This window comes from Paenibacillus piri (assembly GCF_004354045.1).
GTDB lineage: Bacteria > Bacillota > Bacilli > Paenibacillales > NBRC-103111 > Paenibacillus_S > Paenibacillus_S piri.
Window position 1 is genome coordinate 19,493 of sequence record NZ_SMRT01000011.1, and the last position, 17,822, is coordinate 37,314.

17 protein-coding genes are annotated in these 17,822 nt (G+C 50.9%); 16 read left to right on the forward strand and 1 reads right to left on the reverse strand.

Annotated elements, in window-relative coordinates; genetic code table 11:
* The first annotated feature begins 15 nt into the window (after positions 1-15).
* From E1757_RS21085 to E1757_RS21155, 15 genes are all read left to right on the forward strand, one after another.
* Positions 16-603 (forward strand): GNAT family N-acetyltransferase, encoded by a 588-nt coding sequence (locus E1757_RS21085; RefSeq protein WP_133231798.1) that lies wholly within the window; start codon positions 16-18, stop codon positions 601-603.
* Between the two features lie 100 nt (positions 604-703).
* Positions 704-1,072, forward strand: coding sequence for a GntR family transcriptional regulator (locus E1757_RS21090; RefSeq protein WP_133231800.1), 369 nt, complete (start codon positions 704-706; stop codon positions 1,070-1,072).
* Positions 1,069-1,572 carry an ATP-binding cassette domain-containing protein gene (locus tag E1757_RS21095; RefSeq protein WP_133231802.1) on the forward strand — a complete coding sequence of 168 codons (504 nt, stop codon included), beginning with the start codon at positions 1,069-1,071 and terminating at the stop codon, positions 1,570-1,572. The genes E1757_RS21090 and E1757_RS21095 overlap by 4 nt, the downstream gene beginning before the upstream one ends.
* Before the next feature lie 8 nt (positions 1,573-1,580).
* On the forward strand, positions 1,581-1,769 hold the full coding sequence (locus E1757_RS21100) for a hypothetical protein (protein ID WP_133231804.1): 189 nt from the start codon (positions 1,581-1,583) through the stop codon (positions 1,767-1,769).
* Positions 1,756-2,427 carry an ABC-2 transporter permease gene (locus tag E1757_RS21105; protein WP_165972214.1) on the forward strand — a complete coding sequence of 224 codons (672 nt, stop codon included), beginning with the start codon at positions 1,756-1,758 and terminating at the stop codon, positions 2,425-2,427. The genes E1757_RS21100 and E1757_RS21105 overlap by 14 nt, the downstream gene beginning before the upstream one ends.
* 2 nt (positions 2,428-2,429) lie before the next feature.
* Positions 2,430-3,032, forward strand: a complete 603-nt coding sequence (locus E1757_RS21110) for a class I SAM-dependent methyltransferase (protein ID WP_133231808.1) — start codon at positions 2,430-2,432, stop codon at positions 3,030-3,032.
* Positions 3,033-3,324: 292 nt separating this feature from the next.
* Positions 3,325-5,118 (forward strand): cache domain-containing sensor histidine kinase, encoded by a 1,794-nt coding sequence (locus E1757_RS21115; RefSeq protein WP_133231810.1) that lies wholly within the window; start codon positions 3,325-3,327, stop codon positions 5,116-5,118.
* Between the two features lie 101 nt (positions 5,119-5,219).
* Positions 5,220-6,173: an ABC transporter permease gene (locus E1757_RS21120; protein WP_133231812.1), complete on the forward strand. Its 954-nt coding sequence runs from the start codon at positions 5,220-5,222 to the stop codon at positions 6,171-6,173.
* Positions 6,174-6,205: 32 nt separating this feature from the next.
* Complete coding sequence (locus E1757_RS21125; protein ID WP_133231814.1) at positions 6,206-7,075, forward strand: carbohydrate ABC transporter permease; 870 nt, start codon at positions 6,206-6,208, stop codon at positions 7,073-7,075.
* Between the two features lie 45 nt (positions 7,076-7,120).
* Entirely contained in the window at positions 7,121-8,662 is a 1,542-nt protein-coding gene (locus tag E1757_RS21130; protein ID WP_133231816.1) for an extracellular solute-binding protein, read from the forward strand.
* Between the two features lie 136 nt (positions 8,663-8,798).
* Complete coding sequence (locus E1757_RS21135) at positions 8,799-10,088, forward strand: hypothetical protein (protein WP_133231818.1); 1,290 nt, start codon at positions 8,799-8,801, stop codon at positions 10,086-10,088.
* 30 nt (positions 10,089-10,118) lie between these two features.
* Positions 10,119-11,609 carry a response regulator transcription factor gene (locus E1757_RS21140; protein ID WP_133231820.1) on the forward strand — a complete coding sequence of 497 codons (1,491 nt, stop codon included), beginning with the start codon at positions 10,119-10,121 and terminating at the stop codon, positions 11,607-11,609.
* A 131-nt stretch (positions 11,610-11,740) separates the two neighbouring features.
* A complete protein-coding gene (locus E1757_RS21145; RefSeq protein ID WP_133231822.1) occupies positions 11,741-13,006 on the forward strand; it encodes a beta/alpha barrel domain-containing protein in 1,266 nt (421 codons plus the stop codon).
* A gap of 501 nt (positions 13,007-13,507) precedes the next feature.
* On the forward strand, positions 13,508-13,813 hold the full coding sequence (locus E1757_RS21150; RefSeq protein ID WP_133231824.1) for a hypothetical protein: 306 nt from the start codon (positions 13,508-13,510) through the stop codon (positions 13,811-13,813).
* 254 nt (positions 13,814-14,067) lie between these two features.
* Positions 14,068-15,063, forward strand: coding sequence for a Gfo/Idh/MocA family protein (locus tag E1757_RS21155; RefSeq protein WP_133231826.1), 996 nt, complete (start codon positions 14,068-14,070; stop codon positions 15,061-15,063).
* 105 nt (positions 15,064-15,168) lie between these two features.
* Here the strand turns inward: E1757_RS21155 and E1757_RS21160 are convergent, their stop codons facing one another.
* Positions 15,169-16,062: a LysR family transcriptional regulator gene (locus E1757_RS21160; protein WP_133231828.1), complete on the reverse strand. Its 894-nt coding sequence runs from the start codon at positions 16,060-16,062 to the stop codon at positions 15,169-15,171.
* 110 nt (positions 16,063-16,172) lie between these two features.
* On the opposite strand from E1757_RS21160, the gene E1757_RS21165 reads away from it, so the two are divergent.
* Positions 16,173-17,387: an MFS transporter gene (locus E1757_RS21165; protein ID WP_133231830.1), complete on the forward strand. Its 1,215-nt coding sequence runs from the start codon at positions 16,173-16,175 to the stop codon at positions 17,385-17,387.
* The last annotated feature ends 435 nt before the right edge of the window (positions 17,388-17,822 follow it).

A 17,822-nucleotide genomic window follows, 5' to 3' on the forward strand; every position in this document is an offset into this window, starting at 1 on the left:
CAGGAGGCGTATTCAATGGGAACTGACAGGGACAAAGATCCGATCCTCTACTCGTTTCCCGAAAGCTTTGAAACGGAACGGCTGCTCATTCGCGCGCCGTTATGGGGCGATGGACAGGCGGTAAACGAAGCGGTGCTGGAAAGCATGGAGCAATTACGGCCATGGATGCCTTGGGCGCAGCGCGCTCCCGGTGTCGAGGAGTCGGAAGCAGGCGTCCGGCGGGCCAGACTCAAGTTTATGGAGCGGACCGACCTGAGGCTGCATCTGTATCTGAAGGAGACGGGGAGCTTGATCGGCTGCAGCGGCCTGCATCGGATCGATTGGAAGGCAAGAAGATTTGAAATCGGCTATTGGGTGCGCACGTCATGCAGCGGGAAAGGGTATATAACGGAAGCCGTGGACGGAATAACGGATTTTGCGATTCGGCAGCTGCAAGCCAACCGCATCGAAATCCGCTGCGACGCCCGAAATGAGAGAAGCAAGCGGGTGGCCGAACGGCTGAGCTTTACTTTCGAGGGCAGACTCCGACAAGAGGTAAGCGACACGAACGGCTCGCTGCGCGATACGATGATTTTTGCCAAAGTCCGCGGGCTTGAATTTTGAATGAAATAGGGAAAATACGCTTGACAGCAATTTTTTTTACTGGTACTGTATTAATCAATTAATACAGTGATACTGTGCTTGTCCCTCGGAGGTCATATAGATGGAATTCAATCAGAAGGAACCTATTTACACGCAAATTATCGACGACATCAAAATTAAATTTATAAATGGCACGTATCAGCCCGGGCAGGAGATTCCGTCTCGTCGCGAGCTGGCCAAACGGTTAGGCGTAAATCCGAATACCATTCAAAGGGCATACCGGGAGATGGAGGAGATGAAATTGATTATTACGGCAAGAGGGCAAGGGAGCTTTATGACAAGCGATACGAGCATCCTTGACGCACTCAGGGAGGAAGCGCTGGAAGCCACGGTCAGCCAAAGCATTGAGCTGCTGCGTTCTTTCGGCAAGTCGGATGAGGAGATTGCGACGGCAATCCATAAATATTTGGAAAAGGGGAGTTCGAGATGATCCAGGTAGAGCATGCGGTCAAAGCATTCGGCAGCAAATCGGCCTTAAACGATATTTCCTTTACGGTCGAAGAAGGGCGTATCGTCGGTTTGCTCGGAACAAACGGCGCGGGCAAATCAACCCTGCTTAAAACGGCCGCCGGTCTGCTGCGGCTGGACCGCGGCTTGATTCGCATCGACGGCAAGCCGCCGGGCATGTCGACGAGAGGGATGATGGCTTATCTTCCCGATACCGACGGTTGGTACTCATGGATGAAATTAGCCGATGCCATGCAGTATATGAAGGATATGTACTGGGACTGGGACGATGCCAAAGCCCGCTATCTGCTTGACTTCTTCGGATTACACATAAATACGTTCATTCAGCAGGCGTCCCGGGGAACAAGGGCCAAGATGAAATTGCTGCTGGCGCTGAGCCGTCAGGCCAAATATTTGCTGCTGGACGAACCGTTCGCCGGTATCGACCCTTTGCCCGCGAGCAGATCGCCCAGGCCATTGTAGAAGATTTTATGGAAGAAGGGCAGATGATCCTGATCACGACACATGAATTGACGGAAGTGGAAAACATGTTGGATGAAATCGTATTTATTCATGACGGCAAACTGTTGCTGACCGGTCACGTGGAAACGTTGAAGGAGCAAACCAACGAATCGTTGATGAATATTTTGAAAGAGGTGTATGAACGTGCATCCGTTTAAACGGTTGTTTATGACCGATTTGCGAAATCGGAGAAATGCGATCGTTGTGTCGATGGCCGCAATGCTGCTTGTGCATACCGCAATCATGATTTTAACGGACCATACGCAGGAGCTCGCTTCGCTCGGATTTATTATGGTCATCAATATTGTTTTTTTCGCCATCATGCTGTTTATTCCTTTTTTGCACAGCTTTTCCGCCTGGCGCGAGGAATGGAAGCAGCATTCGATTTATTATTTGTTGTCGCTGCCCATTCCAAGAACGTATTTGCTGCTTTCCAAATATTTGGTCATCCTGCTTGAGGCATTGCTCATTACGGTCGTCATGGTTGCAGGGTTATGGATTCAGCTTGGATTAAGCAACGGCATGCTGTTCCGGGTTGAACCGCTGCTTTTATGGGATGCAGCCAAGGTTCTACTGCTCTTGAAATGGCTGTTCGCGGCAAGCGGTCTTATTTTTCTGAATTTCACGAGCGTATTTCTTGGAAAATGGAGCGGCAAGCTTTCCTTGCCAGTCGCGTTTGTCAGCTTCGTGGCCGGATTATTCGTGTGGATCGTTGCTTTTGCCAATTTTCCGTCTTTTATTACGCTGGCTAGCTTTACTTTATTGTTCTTTGGGGCAAGCTACTATTTATTGGATAAGAAAGCGGAGGTCGCTTAACGATGACAAAGCCATCATTTTTCGGGCAGTTTTTGAAACATTCGGGGCAGGTGGGCAGCGTCGTTCCAAGCTCGGGATTTCTGATCCGCAAAATGCTTCCGGCAGCGCTGCCGTGGCATAAAATGGTGCAAATCGCCGAGCTTGGACCGGGGACGGGGGTATTCACCCGATATATTCAGAAGCAGATGAACACGCAAAGCCGGCTGTATTTATTCGAACAAAACGAACAGTTCCGCAACGACCTGGAGCGGCGGTTTCCGCAGTTTCAGGTGCTCGACGATGCATTGAAGCTCGGCGAAGTCGTGCGGCAGACCGGACGCCCTTTCGATCTCATTGTCTCCGGCCTGCCTTTCGCCAACTTTTCCGGCGAGCTGCAGGTGCGGCTGTTTCAATCGATACATGACGCTTTGGCGGATAATGGAACGTTCGTCGCCTTTCAATATACGCTGCTGCTCCAAAAGCAGTTTCAAAAATATTTCGTTGCCGTCGATCGTGGCTATACGTGGATGAATATTCCGCCGGCATGGGTATTTAAATGCAAGAAGAGAAGAGGCAAGACTGTAAACCATGAAACTGCCGCAAACTGCGGTATCGGGTCATTGTAACGGTGCATTACCCAGAGGCTGCTGTTCTGCAAGCTGCTCATGTATTTCCTCGGCCAAACCGCTTGAACCGGAAGACCAGCCGTGCAATTGATTCCATTAGCGGACTCACTCCTTAAGGAGCGGGTCTTTTTCTTTTGCTGTGCACGGGTTCGGAGGAGCGGCCATTATTTGCGGATATTAGCCGATCTTGGGAACTTTTGTCGAAGTCGTTGTGCAAACGGACAAAGTTGACTACTTTTAAGATGACCGACCGCGAAACCTACAGGTCAATTTGACGCTCAGGGGGCACAGTATGTTCAAGAGGATGGAAACCATCAAGCTGAAATCGCAGCTGTTCATTTTTATCTGCATATCGGCAGCTATTATCATCTTGATTCAAATCGTATATTTAAGCTGGTTTGAGCAAATCAATCAGCGCAATTATTCGGAATTTTTGAAAGACACATTGAAGCAGATTGAATTGAAAGCGGTATCATTCTCGACGGACATCGATACGATCGCCAATATTATCGCGTTCAACGATCTGACGTATCAATTCGTCAACACGCAGGATATCGACGGCAGGCTCAAGCTTAAAAACAGTATGCAGGTGATGATCGAATCGATTATGCTGTCCAACAAAAACATTAACGACGTTATCGTTACCGACCTGGATATGATTCATATCGGCGCATACCGGCGGGAAGATTTCGCCGTTTTAAACGAAGTCAAACGCCGGTACAAGGAAGGACGCTTGCAGCTTGATCGGCCTGCTCATTACGTATTCGACAGTACGGAGAACGACAAGCCCTTCTATGTCTGCGTGGCAAGATCGTTCAGCACGTCCGACAATCGGACGAACGGGGAGTTTATTACGGTTGTCATCTATAATACGGACAGCTTTGTCAATATCGTCTCCAGTATTCAGCCCAACGACAATTCGCTGTTTATGCTGGCGGATGCGAGCGGCAATATTATTGCATCCAATCGTAAAGATGCAGCGGTAAACAAACACTGGGGCCAAGCCGCCATGTTCAATGACCATCCGGACGGCTACATCGGGGGGACCGGGGACGGAAAATCGCTGGCTTACCAGCGGACCGTCCGCAATTTGGATTGGCGGGTCATCGGAGCGATACCCGATATCGAGATTGGCAAAGATTTGTCGGCGTTGAAGCAGTTCGGCATCGTAACGGGAATTATCGTTGTCATCGTACTGCTTGGATTCGGGCTGATGATCAACCGGAGCATCATGCGGCCGATTGTCCGGATGGCTCATTTTATGAAGTCGATCGGTCCGAATTACAGTACCCGCCGGCTCGACATTCGCAATGAGAACGAAATCAGCCTGTTGGCCAGAGTAATGAATAAGATGCTGGACAATATCGACGAAATGACACGCGAGGTGATGGACTCCAGGGAAAACCTGTATCAAGCCGAGCTGGCCAAGAAGCATGCCCAGTTTTTGGCCTTTCAAAGCCAGGTCAACCCGCATTTCTTATACAACACGCTGGATTGTATCCGTAGTATCGCCTTGGCCCGGGATGTGGCGGAAATATTCGAGATGACGACCGCGATGGCCAAAATTTTCCGGTACAGCATTAAAGAAAACAATCATGTGCGGGTGGCGGACGAGCTTGGCTGCATTCAAGATTATTTTAAAATTATTCAAATCCGTCAAAGCAACCGGTTTGCGCTTGCTTATGACATCGATGACGAGGTCATGGAGCTGACGATTCCAAGGATGATTTTGCAGCCGATTGTGGAGAATGCGGTCTTCCACGGCCTGGAGCAGAAAAAAGGGCCGGGAAGCCTGTCTATTCAAGGCTTTATGTCGCCTGACGGCAGCCTGATGTTTGAAATAGCGGACGACGGGAAAGGAATGCCGCCGGATGTGCTGGATATGCTCAGATCGAAGCTGGTTGCATGGGATCCGATGGAAGGTACGCAGGTCATCACCGAAAAGAAAAGTATCGGCCTCATGAATATCGACAGACGCATCAAATTGCTGCACGGGTTCCGCTATGGAATTTCGATTGCAAGCAGCCAGCAGGAAGGAACGAAAGTCAGCATTAAGCTGCCGGTTATGAGCAAAAACCGAAACTAGTCTCAAAATTCCGAAATCAGTACATTCAAATGATGACGACAGTTCCGTACACTATAAATAAAGCGATTGCATTTTTCCGAACAGGAGGAGGAGGCATACAGATGGAACAAGCCGTTCCTGCGGCTGCGAAACGATCTTTGAAGCAGAAGTGGCCGCTCCGAAGGAAGCTGTATTATAATCACCGTTTCGCATACTTGCTTGTCATTCCCGGTTTTATTTATTTTCTTATGTTCAAGCTCGCTCCGATGTGGGGGCTGCTGATCGCTTTCAAGGAATACAGCCCGTTTGCTGGCTTTTGGCATAGCGAATGGGTAGGATTCAAATATTTCGCCGAATTTTTCAGCAATGTTTTTTTTTATTTAATGCTCCGCAATACGGTCGTGATCAGCCTGATGAATTTGCTCTTTTTTTTCCCGGCGCCGATTTTGCTGGCTCTGCTGATCAACGAGATCCGGATTGAAAAGTTCAAACGGTTGAATCAGACGATCATTTACATGCCTCATTTTTTATCCTGGGTCGTCATCGCGGGCATTACGTTTTTCATGCTTTCATCGGATGTCGGTCTCGTCAATAAAGTCATTGTCAGCATGGGCGGACAGCCGGTCGCGTTTCTCTCCAATCCGAAGCTGTTCTGGTGGGTGCTGCTGCTGCAAAATACATGGAAAGAAATCGGCTGGGGAACGATTCTGTTTTTGGCCGCCATCACCCAGATCGATCCCGCCCAATACGAAGCGGCAACCATCGATGGGGCGTCAAGGCTGCAAAAGATTATGCGAATAACGATTCCCTCGATTCTTCCGACGATTATCGTGCTGTTTATTTTAAGGCTCGGCCATATTATGGATGTCGGATTCGAGCAGGTGCTGCTGATGGGCAACCCTTACGTGCGGGATGTAGCGGAAGTGTTCGATACGTACTCGTATAACCAGGGGATTAACCAGGGCAATTTCAGCATCGCGATTACGGTCGGCATTTTTAAAAGCGCGGTAGGGCTCGTCATGGTAGTTTTGTCGGACCGCATTGTCAAAAAGCTTGGGCATAGCGGGCTGTATTGATTCAGATGACAAGGGAAAGGAGAGCGAGAACGATGCGTGCAGCAAAAATAAGCTTCGCCGACGTGATGATTTATACGGCAGCCAGTCTGATCTCGTTCATGTGTATCGCCCCGTTTATTTACGTAATCAGCGTATCGCTGACCGATCCTTCCGTTTATGTGCCGTTCAAGCTGTATGTCATTCCGGATAAACTATCGTTTGCTTCTTACGCATTTATTCTTTCCAACTCCGGGTTTATTAGCGCTCTTAAAAATACATTGTTCGTCACGATAATCGGAACCGCGTTAAATATCGCTTTTACATACACGATGGCATTCGGGCTGACCCGCAAAACGATGCCGCATCGCGGTCTGATCATGGGAGTCGTTATTTTCTCCCTCGTATTTAATGCAGGCATCGTACCGAATTATTTGCTGGTTAAAAATGTCGGCCTGATTAACAGCCTGTGGTCGCTCATTATTCCCGTGCTGACCAATTCCTGGAGCCTGATTATCGCCAAAAGCTTTATCGATTCGCTGCCCGAAGAGCTTGAGGAATCGGCCAAAATGGACGGCTGTACCGATATCGGCATTTTTTTTCGGATCATCCTTCCGTTATCCAAAGCCTCGATCGCTACCTTGACGCTGTTTTTTGCGGTTGGCCATTGGAATACATATTTTAACGCGCTCATTTATTTGACCGACTCCAGCAAGCGGACGCTTCAGGTGTACGTCAAATCGCTGCTGGTCGATGCGTCCACGAACGGCGCCGGTACGACGGGCTCCGTCGATATGCTCAATATGCCGACGGAGACGGTACGGATGGCGACGGTTGTACTGGCGATGCTGCCGATATTGGCCGTATATCCATTTGTTCAGCGTTACTTTATCAAGGGTGTTATGCTCGGTTCGATCAAGGGCTGAGCGACTCCATATTTATTCTGAATCAGAAGGAGGAAGGAAAACGCTATGCCCAAACAAACCTCGGCATTAATTAGAAGCACAGCTATTATGCTCACAGCAGCGGCGCTGTTATCCGCATGCAGCGCAGCCGGCACCAACGCACCGCGGGCTCCCAGCGATTCTGCGGCGGGGGACGTCAAAAAGCCGGAGCCGCTGGTCATTAAGGGGATGGCCAACCTGTACAGTCAGGCGCCGACCAAGGACAGCGAGTTTTGGAAAAAGATGGAGCAGGAATTTAACGTGAACTATACGGTGGATTGGGTACCCGCGGACACCTACCAGCAGAAGCTCGATCTTGTACTGGCATCGGGCGACATTCCGGACCTTATGCAAATTACGAACACGACGGCGCCAAGCATTTTGAAGGCGGCAAAAGCCGGCGCGTTTTGGGATTTGACCCCTTACTTGGGCGACTTCAGCAAGTATCCGAATTTTAAAAAATATACGAACCAGAACGCATGGGTGCTGAGCAAGGTAAACGGCAAAAACTTTTTCGTGCCGAGAACGCGTGGCAATCTCGATTCCGCCGTGTTCATCAGGCAGGATTGGCTGGATAAGCTCAACCTGAAAGCGCCGGCGACGCTGGAGCAATTCGCGGATGTCGTGAAGACGATCGCCAAGAGCGATCCGGACGGTAACGGCAAGGCGGATACGATCGGCGTACTGCCGAATGCCGGTTACTTTGCCGCAGCCTTCGGCACGCGGGAACCGGTCCGCGACAGCAACGGCGGCATCCTTCACACGAACCTTACTGCGAATTATGCCGATTATGTCCAATATATGCGCGAGCTTTATCAAGCCGGGGCGATTCCAAAGGAATTTGCGCTGATCAACGGTACCCAGCAGGAGGAAATGTTCATGACCGGACGCTCGGCCACCTTCGTGAAGAACGCATGGCACAAATACCGGATGGAACAGGAAAATCAGAAGACGCAGCCCGGCGCCAAAGTGACGATTTTGCCTTATCTTAAAGGCCCCAGAGGATACGCGCATATTTACGATCTTGGTTATTTCGGCGGCATGGCCATTTCCAAAAAAGTGGATGAGAAGAAAATGCTGCGCATACTCGATTTTCTGCATGCCACATCGGATGAAAAGTATTATAATTTCGTCAATTTTGGTATCGAGGGCATTCATTACGTCTTGAAGGACGGCTTCCCTTCGCTGACCGATGCCGGCAAAAAGGAAGTCAACAGCTCGTTCAACGCACCGTTCATCTTTTCTACCGCGGAGTTTGCCAAGGTGGACAGTCCGCTGGCACCGATGTCCTACAATCTGCAGGTTAGGGAGGAAATGAAGGCGCTTTACAAGATTGACGCCAAAATCGAGCTGTTCAACGTTCTGCAATCGGATGCATGGAGCAGCGTTTGGTCCAAAGTGAAGGACGAATTCGCATCCATGGAGGCCAAGGCGATCAGCGGAGCCATCACAATGGACGAATTTAAAGCCTATCAGAAGAAGCTGCTGGAAAATCCGGACGTCGTCAAATCCGCCTCTGAATTTGCCAAAAGCTATGAAGAGTTTTTCGGCAAATCCGCTGCCAAGTGAACTCGTTCAGCTTTGCTGAGCATCAGGAAATCAGATGGGGACTCTACCCACCTGATTCAAGGCCTACCTTAGAGGTGGGGGTCTTAACCCGATAATGTCGTAATCGGATAAATCATAAACGGGAGTGATCTTAATTATGTATATCAAAGAAGTTGCATCCAGCCTATACCCATGGGATTTGGCCGATGAAGGCGTCGAAACGTGCGTCGATAACGTCGTAGAGCACAGCCTTGTGAACAGCGTCTATTTGGTCGGCATCATGCATAAGGAAAAGCGGCCGCTGACCAGTCTGTTTTATACCCATAATCCGAAAAGAAAATTTTATTTGCCCGAAGACAGCCGCATTTATTACCGGATGGATGAAGCGAACTTTAAAAATACGCCGCTCAAGCCGCTCTATTCGAACCGCGATTTCCTTAATGGGACGGATTGGCTTGACGAGCTGACGGCATACGGCAGGAAGAAAAATTTGAAAACCGGAGCCGAAATTTCCCATACGTTTTTCGATTGCGAAGTAGCGAAGAAAGAGTTTCCGGACGTGCTGCAAAAAAATATTCACGGCGGCATCATCGAACGCCATTTTTGCTGCAATAACGATCATGTAAAGGAATATATGAAAGCGATTTTTTATGATACCGTGAAAAATCACGATGTCGATTTTATTCAAACCTGCATGATGTTGTTCGCGACCGGCGAGCCCGTCAAAGCTCCGTGGTTTATGGAAAATGATCCCGAGAACAAGGTCGGCGCGCTGCTTGGCGTATTGAAGGGCGGCTGCTTCTGCGGCCACTGCCGGACGAAAGCGATGCAAATGGGCTATGACTGGGATGCGATGATTCATGAGCTGAAAGGGCTGGAGCAGCTTGTTTATGCGACGGCGTATCATAATCTGGACGCGGTGATGGACAATCACGTTTTGATGGGCAGCGACTTGCTGGAAACGGGCTTGTTGTTGGAATTTCCGGCACTTTACCAGTTTCTGGAGTTTCGGGCGAAATCGATACAGGGCTTGTTCCGGGAAATTAACGCCGCGATCAAATCCGCCAATCCGCATGTCGATTTCCGCTACAACAATTATTTGAAATATCCGGAGCTCGCGGGCCTCGATTTCGCCAAAGTCAAAGATTGCCTCGATTCGGTCCGGGATTCGGATTATTCGGAGCAGACCGGAGCGCAGGACCGGTTTAGACGGAAGCGCAATACGCTGCTTAAAATAAGACGGGGGATCGGCTACGACAAAGATTTGATCGCCGCCTTCGCGCCCAGACCGAACGCAACGCCCGAGCTGATCCGCGAAAGCATTAAAATATTAAGCACGCTCGGCGTGGACGGCTTGTCGCTCGGGCATTACGACGGAGCTACTTTCGAGCTGCTCGATGCAGTGAAGCAGGGAATGTATGAAGCGGGAATCGTAATCAGAAAATAACGTTCAAAGCTCGGGGATCGGGGGGAACGTATGTACAAGGTTATTCTGGTTGACGATGAGATTTGGTCCCTGGAAGGAATAAGAAAAGTATTCGATTGGCAGCATATGGGGTTTGCGATAGCCGCCCAGACGACCGATGCTTCGGAAGCGCTGGAGCTGATCTGCAGTCTGAAGCCGGATGTCGTTGTGACCGATATTCGAATGCCCGAAATATCCGGCATCGATTTATTGACCCTTTCCCGAAAACGGGGAATAACGAGCGAGTTTATCATCATTAGCGGGTTCGCCGAGTTTGCTTATGCCCAGGAGGCGATACGCTACGGCGCCTTCGATTATCAGCTCAAACCGATCGATCCTGTTGAAGCGAAGCAGCTGCTGACGAAGCTGAAGCTCCGTCTGCACGAAAAACAGCTGGCCGAAAATGTGAATACCGTGAAGCAACTGGTCTCGGGCGCGTGCCCTCCGGCAGAATGGCTGTGCGAGCGGAATTTTGCTCCTGAGGGCGGAGCATATTGGCAGGTCATGACGATTTGCGGCGCGGTTCCGGACGGCTTCGCCGAGTTTCCGTATGCACCGGCATCGTCGGCTCCGTTTCAACCGCTTGCGCTTCAGCTTGACGAAGTGCAAGCGGTCGTCATCGCGAACGGCGGCCAATGGCTGGAACGCGACATCATGATGTACATGAGCCGATGGAACAAGCCGGGGAATTGCCGTATCGGGCTCAGCCGTGTGACGGATGAAGCGGAACAGCTGCCGAGGCTGATCAAGGAGTCGGGCATGGCGTCAGCCCACCATTTTATTGATGAACGGCCCGAAGTCATCCGTTTTTCGGCCGGCACAAGCTTCGCGATCGAGAACATCGTGCTGAAGACGGAAAAGTTAATCATGTTAAAAGATTTTGACGGCATATGCTCCATCATCGACAGCATCCCGGATCTGTTCAAAACAGACGGCCTGGGCATGTACCACGCCACCTGCTTATGGAACCAGTACGCATTCGTCATTCGTAAAAGATTGGAGCGCGATGCGCTGCTGAATCGGGTCGAGTTTCTCGATTATGAGAACATTGTCAGCCGTTTCAACAGCTTGTCCGCCATGTGCGAGCATATCAAAGGTCTGCTCAAAGTGTTGTGCAGCAGCGATTCGGCTTCCGGCGCCGGCAGGTCCGGTACCCGCAACGGAAACTTCATTGCGCTGCTGCAGCAGGTCAACCTGAACTACGACAAGCCGTTATCGTTAAGCGAGTTGGCCGACACACATTATTTGAACATGAGCTACTGCAGCGAGCTGTTTAAAAAGGTGACCGGCTACACATTCAGCGATTATGTGACCAAGCTGCGCATGGAGGCGGCGGCGGAGCTTATCCGCTCGGGCAGCTATACGGCCGAAACGGTCTGTTCGATGACCGGCTATAACGATTATTATTATTTCAGCAAAACTTTCAAAAAGTTTTACGGCGTGGCGCCGTCGAAATTCGCTCCGACCATGCCGCTGCCCGTTTCGCAAAGCATGTCGCAATAGCGGAATTTTTAAAAAACAGTGGGAGATTAGAATCGATTTCGGAAAAAACGTATGAGACAACACAATCGGAAGAACGATCCGCCTGCACAGCGGTTATTATTCAACGGACTATAATATTGGAGGGGAAAGCGATGTATTGGAAAGAGCTTACGACCGGCATTTATCCATGGGATATGCATGACGAAGGGATCGAAACGATTTTGGACAACTTGCAGCAGCATGCAGGCAACAACGCAGCCTATATGCTCGCCATTATGCATCACGAGAAACGTCCGCTGCACGATAACTACTACCACCATAACCCGGTGAGGAAGCGGTATTTGGCGGAAGACAGCCGAAGCTATTTCACGATTCATCCCGAGGCTTATAAACATTCGAGAATCAAGCCGCTGCCAAGCGACCGCGAATTTCTGAAGGGAGTGGACTGGCTGGACATCTTCACGAAAGCGCTCCGCAAGCGGGGGATGAGCCCCGGCGCGGAAATTTCGCATACGCCGCTTGATTCCGTCCGTGGAGCGGGAGAATTCGCCGATTGCATCCAGCGCGATATATATGGGAATCCCCCCGCGCACGGTTATTTTTCCAACCAGCAGCTGTGCTGGAGCAGTCCCGATGCGCGTGCGTATATGTGCGCTATCGCAACGGATCTCGTTACCCATTACGATATCGACATGATCCAGACTTGCTCGTTTCTGACAAACCAGGGACAGCTGGCGCTTCATCCGTTTCTGGGCGTAACGCTGGGCGGATGCTTTTGCCAAAACTGCGAGCAGGAGGCGCGCAAAGCCGGCCTGGATTGGGAGCTGATCCGCAAGACGGTGAGGCGTTACGCGGACGTGATGAAAAGAGCGACATTGGAAGCGAACGAGGAATGGCTGCTGCTGCAAAGAGGCAATTCGTCGGCCGTCATGTTTTTGCTGGAGCATCCGGAGCTGTACCAATGGCTCAAGTTCCGCAGCGATGCCATTACCCGCTACTTCAAAGAGCTGTCCGAAGCGATTCATGCCGCGAATGCTAAGGTTGACTTCCGGTTCAATACATGCTGGCCCGAAGCCGAGTTTATCGGACAAAATTTGACACAAATCGGCAAATATGTCGATTCGATTCGAATTATGGACTATGCGGAACAGACCGGTGACGAAGAACGGGTATTGAATAAGGGGAAATGGCTGGCCAATGTGAGACGGCAGGTCGGAGAGGATAAAGTTATTATCGATAGTATCGCGCCCCGCGCCAAAGCGACGCCCGACCTGATCAAGAAAGGGATTCGCGTTGTGGCGCTGGGGGGAGCGGACGGCTTGGCCTACGGTTTCTACGACGGCGCTACGATGGAACGGCTGAACGCCATACGCGAAGGCATGGAAGATTGCGAAATCCGGCTCAGAAACCGGGATTGAACTGAGTGACCCGGCAATTCGAACGCCGGGTCGTTTATGCAGGCGCTGTATTCTGGAATGACAGAATACAGCGCCTGTTTTTTAATTTTCGGAGCGTAAACCGCGGACGCAGCAATCATTTCAAGTATTGGTATTGAAAACCAGAATTTCATTGTGTAGCTTATATAGAGAGGCAGTCGATGAATAGCAATAAGGCCTGGAGAATTTCAAGGCGAGTTTGAAATTCCATGCCGCTGCAACGCGGAATCCAATCAAGGCAATCAAACCGGCGGATTTCGAAGCCATCAATCAGCTATATTTTAGGGGGAGGAATGATGTTTTGAAAAAAATTGCAATTATATTGGTGGGAATTATGTTATTGGCCTGTTCTTCAATCTCTTACTCTTCGAATTCCTGGGACCCTACATCCTCTCGCTTCATTCCAAGAAGGAGATTTATACACCAAGCGACCCGATCGATATTTGGGGATCGTTTCGGTATACGGGCGATCAGGAAACAAGCATGACTCGCGGATCTTCCGTCTTATTATTTTCATTAACAGACAGCGAAGGCTTTACGGAATATCAATACCGCCACCTTGCCGCGCTGACCAGCCATTTAAAAAAAGACAACGAATTTATGACCACCTTGCCTCCAATATTTATTCAGAGCTATCATTTTCATAAAGCCGGTTTGAAAAGCTGGGAGGATATGGCGAGCTGCCCCGCAACTTTAAAACCGGGAACGTATACAATCGGCATTTCGGCCTTGTTTAATAAAGAGACTGAGGATAAGATCCAAACGGAGTTGACTATAAGAGTTGAATAGGGGGGCCGACGCGTTGTGGAGAAGGCAGCCTGGCCGAAGTCGAAAAAAAAGCGATGGCGTTGCCGATAAACATCTTTTCAAATGCATGAAAACAAGGTATGGTTTGTATGATGGTTAAGAGAGACAAACATCACCGCGATACGCAGCGCAGCATACATGATTCGACAGCCATCCAACGGCATCATGGAAGCCCTTACAACAAGCTCTTGCATCTAGCCTTTACAACGAAAAAAATGTAAATGGAGGTATGCAGTATGGCAGAAGTACGGTTTATTATGATTGGCGTAGGCGGTATGGGGAGGGAACATATCCGGAGATTGCTTGAAGTGCCCGAGGCGGCGATTGCCGCGCTGGCCGACCCGTCTTCGGCGGCTGTCGACGAAGTGAAGAAGCGTTTCCCCGGACTGGCCGATGTACCGGTCTATACCGATTATCGGGAGGCGATCGCTCAGGTTGAAGCGGACGCCGCCGTCATCGTATCGCCGCACAGCATGCATTACGAACAGGGTATAGCCTGCATGGACGCCGGGCTCCATGTCTTGATGGAGAAGCCTTTCGTCGCAGGATCGCGGAATGCGGAGCAGATCATCGCCCATGCTGAACAAATGAACAAGCATCTCGCCGTTGCCTACCAGCGCCATCTTCTGGGGCCGTACATGTATATTCGCAGCTTGATCCAGAGCGGCGAGCTGGGAGAGATCCGCTATATTTGCGCTTACCAGGCGCAAAGCTGGCTGAAAGGCACAACCGGTACGTGGCGGCAAAACCCGGAGCTGTCATGCGGCGGACAGCTCAACGATTCCGGCAGCCATCTGCTTGATGTTGTGCTGTGGGCGACGGGGCTTGAGCCGGAAAGCGTATCGGCGTTCATCGACAACAGGGGCTCGCAGGTCGATATCGATTCCGCGGTGACCGTCCGGTTCCGCGGGGGCGCCATTGCGACGTTCAATGTCGTCGGCAGCGCCAGCATCGGCTGGCATGAGGATGTATCGATCCACGGGGACAAAGGCACCGTACTGTACCGCAACGGCAAGCTGTTCGTCGCCAGGGAAGGCGAACGCGTACCCGCGGAGGTACCGGATGACGAGCTTCCGGCCGCCAGCGATCCGAACCGCGATTTTGTCGACTTGATTCTAGGCCGGGTTCAGCAGGCGGCGGCGCCGTCCAGCTGCGGCTTGACGATAGCCCGTTTGACCGAAGCGGCATGGCAGAGTGCAGCCAACGGTAGCCAGCCGATCCGGCTGTCATAAACAGTAGATCGGCTGGCTCATTAGCTATTATACATCCGGGTGGGAACATAAGCCTTAACGGTGAAACGATGACCGGACTGCTGTCAAGCAGTCCGGTCATCGTATTTACGGATTTGCTCCGGCTTGTTTAAAAAAATCAACCGCAAACTTGCGGAAGTCGACGGCCGCCCGGGAAATAAACCGCCGCTTGTGCCAGGCAAGCCCGATCGTACGCCGGCAGTCGGGTTCTCGGATTCGCAGCGGTACGGATGCCGGTCTGTGGAAGCCCTTTAATGTAAGAACAGGCGTAAACGTCACGCCCAGGCCGAGCTCCACCAACGTCTGAACGGCGCCGATTTCCTCCAGCTCAAAAGCGATTTGCGGCTCAAAGCCTGCCGCTCGGCAAAATTCATCCGTAATTTGCCGGAAGCTGTAGCCGGAACCCATCGCGATAAAAGGCTCGTCCTTGGCCTCGATCAGCCGGATGCTTCCTCTGCCGGCCAGCCGATGGCCATTCGGGACGGATAAGAAGATCTCTTCATCGACCAGAGAGAGCCATTCGATATCCGGTCCTGTAACCGGCCGCGTCGAGATGCAAAAGTCGGTTTCGCCGCTTTCGAGATCGTTGCGCATTTCGAACGGAGAGATCGCCTGACGCTGCATGATGCGGACGTCGGGACGGAGCTTCAAGAAGTCTCTCAGCAAAACGGGCAGTATGTTCGGAAGCGTGATCGCCAGCGATACGACTCCGCGGTCCAGTCCGGCCATATCCTGAATTTCCCTGCGCCCTTCATCCAGCTCAAGAAATGCCCGATCAACCCGCTGCAAAAAGGCTTTGCCGAACGAATTCAAGCGGATTTGCCGGCCGTGTCGGACAAATAACGGAAGGCCGAGCTGCTGCTCCAAGCGTTGAATCGAATTGCTGAGCGACGGCTGGGAAACGTTCAACTCCCGAGCCGCTCTTGTCATATGCTCATGGCGGGCGACAACCTGAAAATAATGAAGCTGCAAAAATTCCATAACCGGGGCAACCTCTCTTATAGCTTTCATGTGATGATTACATTTTAAAATATGTATTATTATTTATCAATCGCTAGAGCTATAATGAACGGAAATAAAGAGATAAGGGAATGGAGAGAGCCAACTTGGACGGCGGGAAAATATGGACGAAGCCTTTTTTATTGTTAAGCATGAGCAGTTTCTTTATGTTTCTCAATTTTTACATGCTCGCGACGACGCTGCCGCTGTTTGTGAAAGATGTGCTCGGCGGGAGCCAGCAGCAGATGGGACTGGTCATCACGCTCTATGTAGTCGGTAATGTCCTGTTCAGACCTTTTTCGGGTCGATGGGTCGACCGGTTCGGCAAAAAGAAGATGGCTGTGCTCAGCTTGGCCGTCTTTTTTATTGCCTCGCTGCTTTACTTGGGTACATATGAGCTGGCGCTGCTGCTCATGGTGAGAATCATTCACGGCGCGAGCTATGGCGTCGCCTCCACGGCTACAAGCGCTATTGCGGCGGATATCGTGCCCGCTTCGCGCAAGGGAGAAGGCATCGGCTATTTCAGCATGTTTATGAGCATCGCGATGGTTATCGGTCCCGCACTGGGCCTCGTTCTCTGGAATGCATCCGGCGATACGGCGCTGCTGGGTACGGGACTTGTCGTATCGCTGTGTTCGCTGCTGCTGGCTATGGCGCTGCGAATGCCGCTGGAAGACCGAAAGCCCGAGCAGGCGATGCCGCGGACAAAATGGACATGGAGCAATTTGATCGAGAAGAAAGCGCTGCCGGTTTCGATGGCCGGCTTTGTGCTCGCTTTTTCTTACAGTTCTTTGACGGCTTTTATGTCCTCGTATACGATCGAGCTGCATCAATCAGGTATAACGAGCTACTTCTTCATCTGCTTCGCCGTCATGATCGTCCTGTCGCGGCCGCTGATCGGTAAAGTATTCGATAAATACAGCGAGCATTATTTGGCCTACCCCGGCATCGTTCTGTTTATCGTCGGGATGGTATTGGTGAGCCAGGCTCAAACCGGCTGGATGCTGCTGGCAGCGGGAGCGATCATGGGTCTGGGCTATGGCGCTTTGCTCCCGTGCTTTCAGACGCTGGCGATGAAGCTGGCGCCGGCTCATCGGACAGGACTGGCAACCGGTACGTTCTTCCTGTTTTTTGACCTGGGCTACGGCTTCGGTTCCTATGTGCTCGGACTTATCGCCGCAGGCACCAATTATCGGACGATGTTTTTGGCCGCGAGCATCATTGTTCTACTGTCTGCCGTTATTTATTACGTATTCCATCATCGCGCCCAATTGAGCCGCAAGCCCGTTTTGGCAGCGAACAAATAACGCAGGGATGCATCCATGAAAATCAGGGGATCACGGATATTCAATCACGCTTTATTTTTCACGCTCTATTCTTTAGCTCGCCCCTCCAAGCGGGTTTGCTTATTTGCTTATATGGAAGACGCGAGTGAACTTTTGTTCATTGGCGTTTTTTTGAGTTGTAAATAAGTTTTAACTTTGCTCTGCACAACCTTGACTAACTCGCCTGTCCTGTAAGGCCGACGGAGCCGTTTATTACTGCATTGTAGAGTTTGTAAAATTCCACGGTGGGAGCGGGTCGATTCGAATCCGCGGCGTAACGGACAGGAGGAACGTTATTTGTACCGAGTTCGTTCTTTTAACATTGTAACGGACACGAGAGACCTTATCTGGTCCGCCATAAACCCCAGCTGCTGCAAAATAACGCTTCCTGGGAGACTGTCGATTAATAGGGATAAG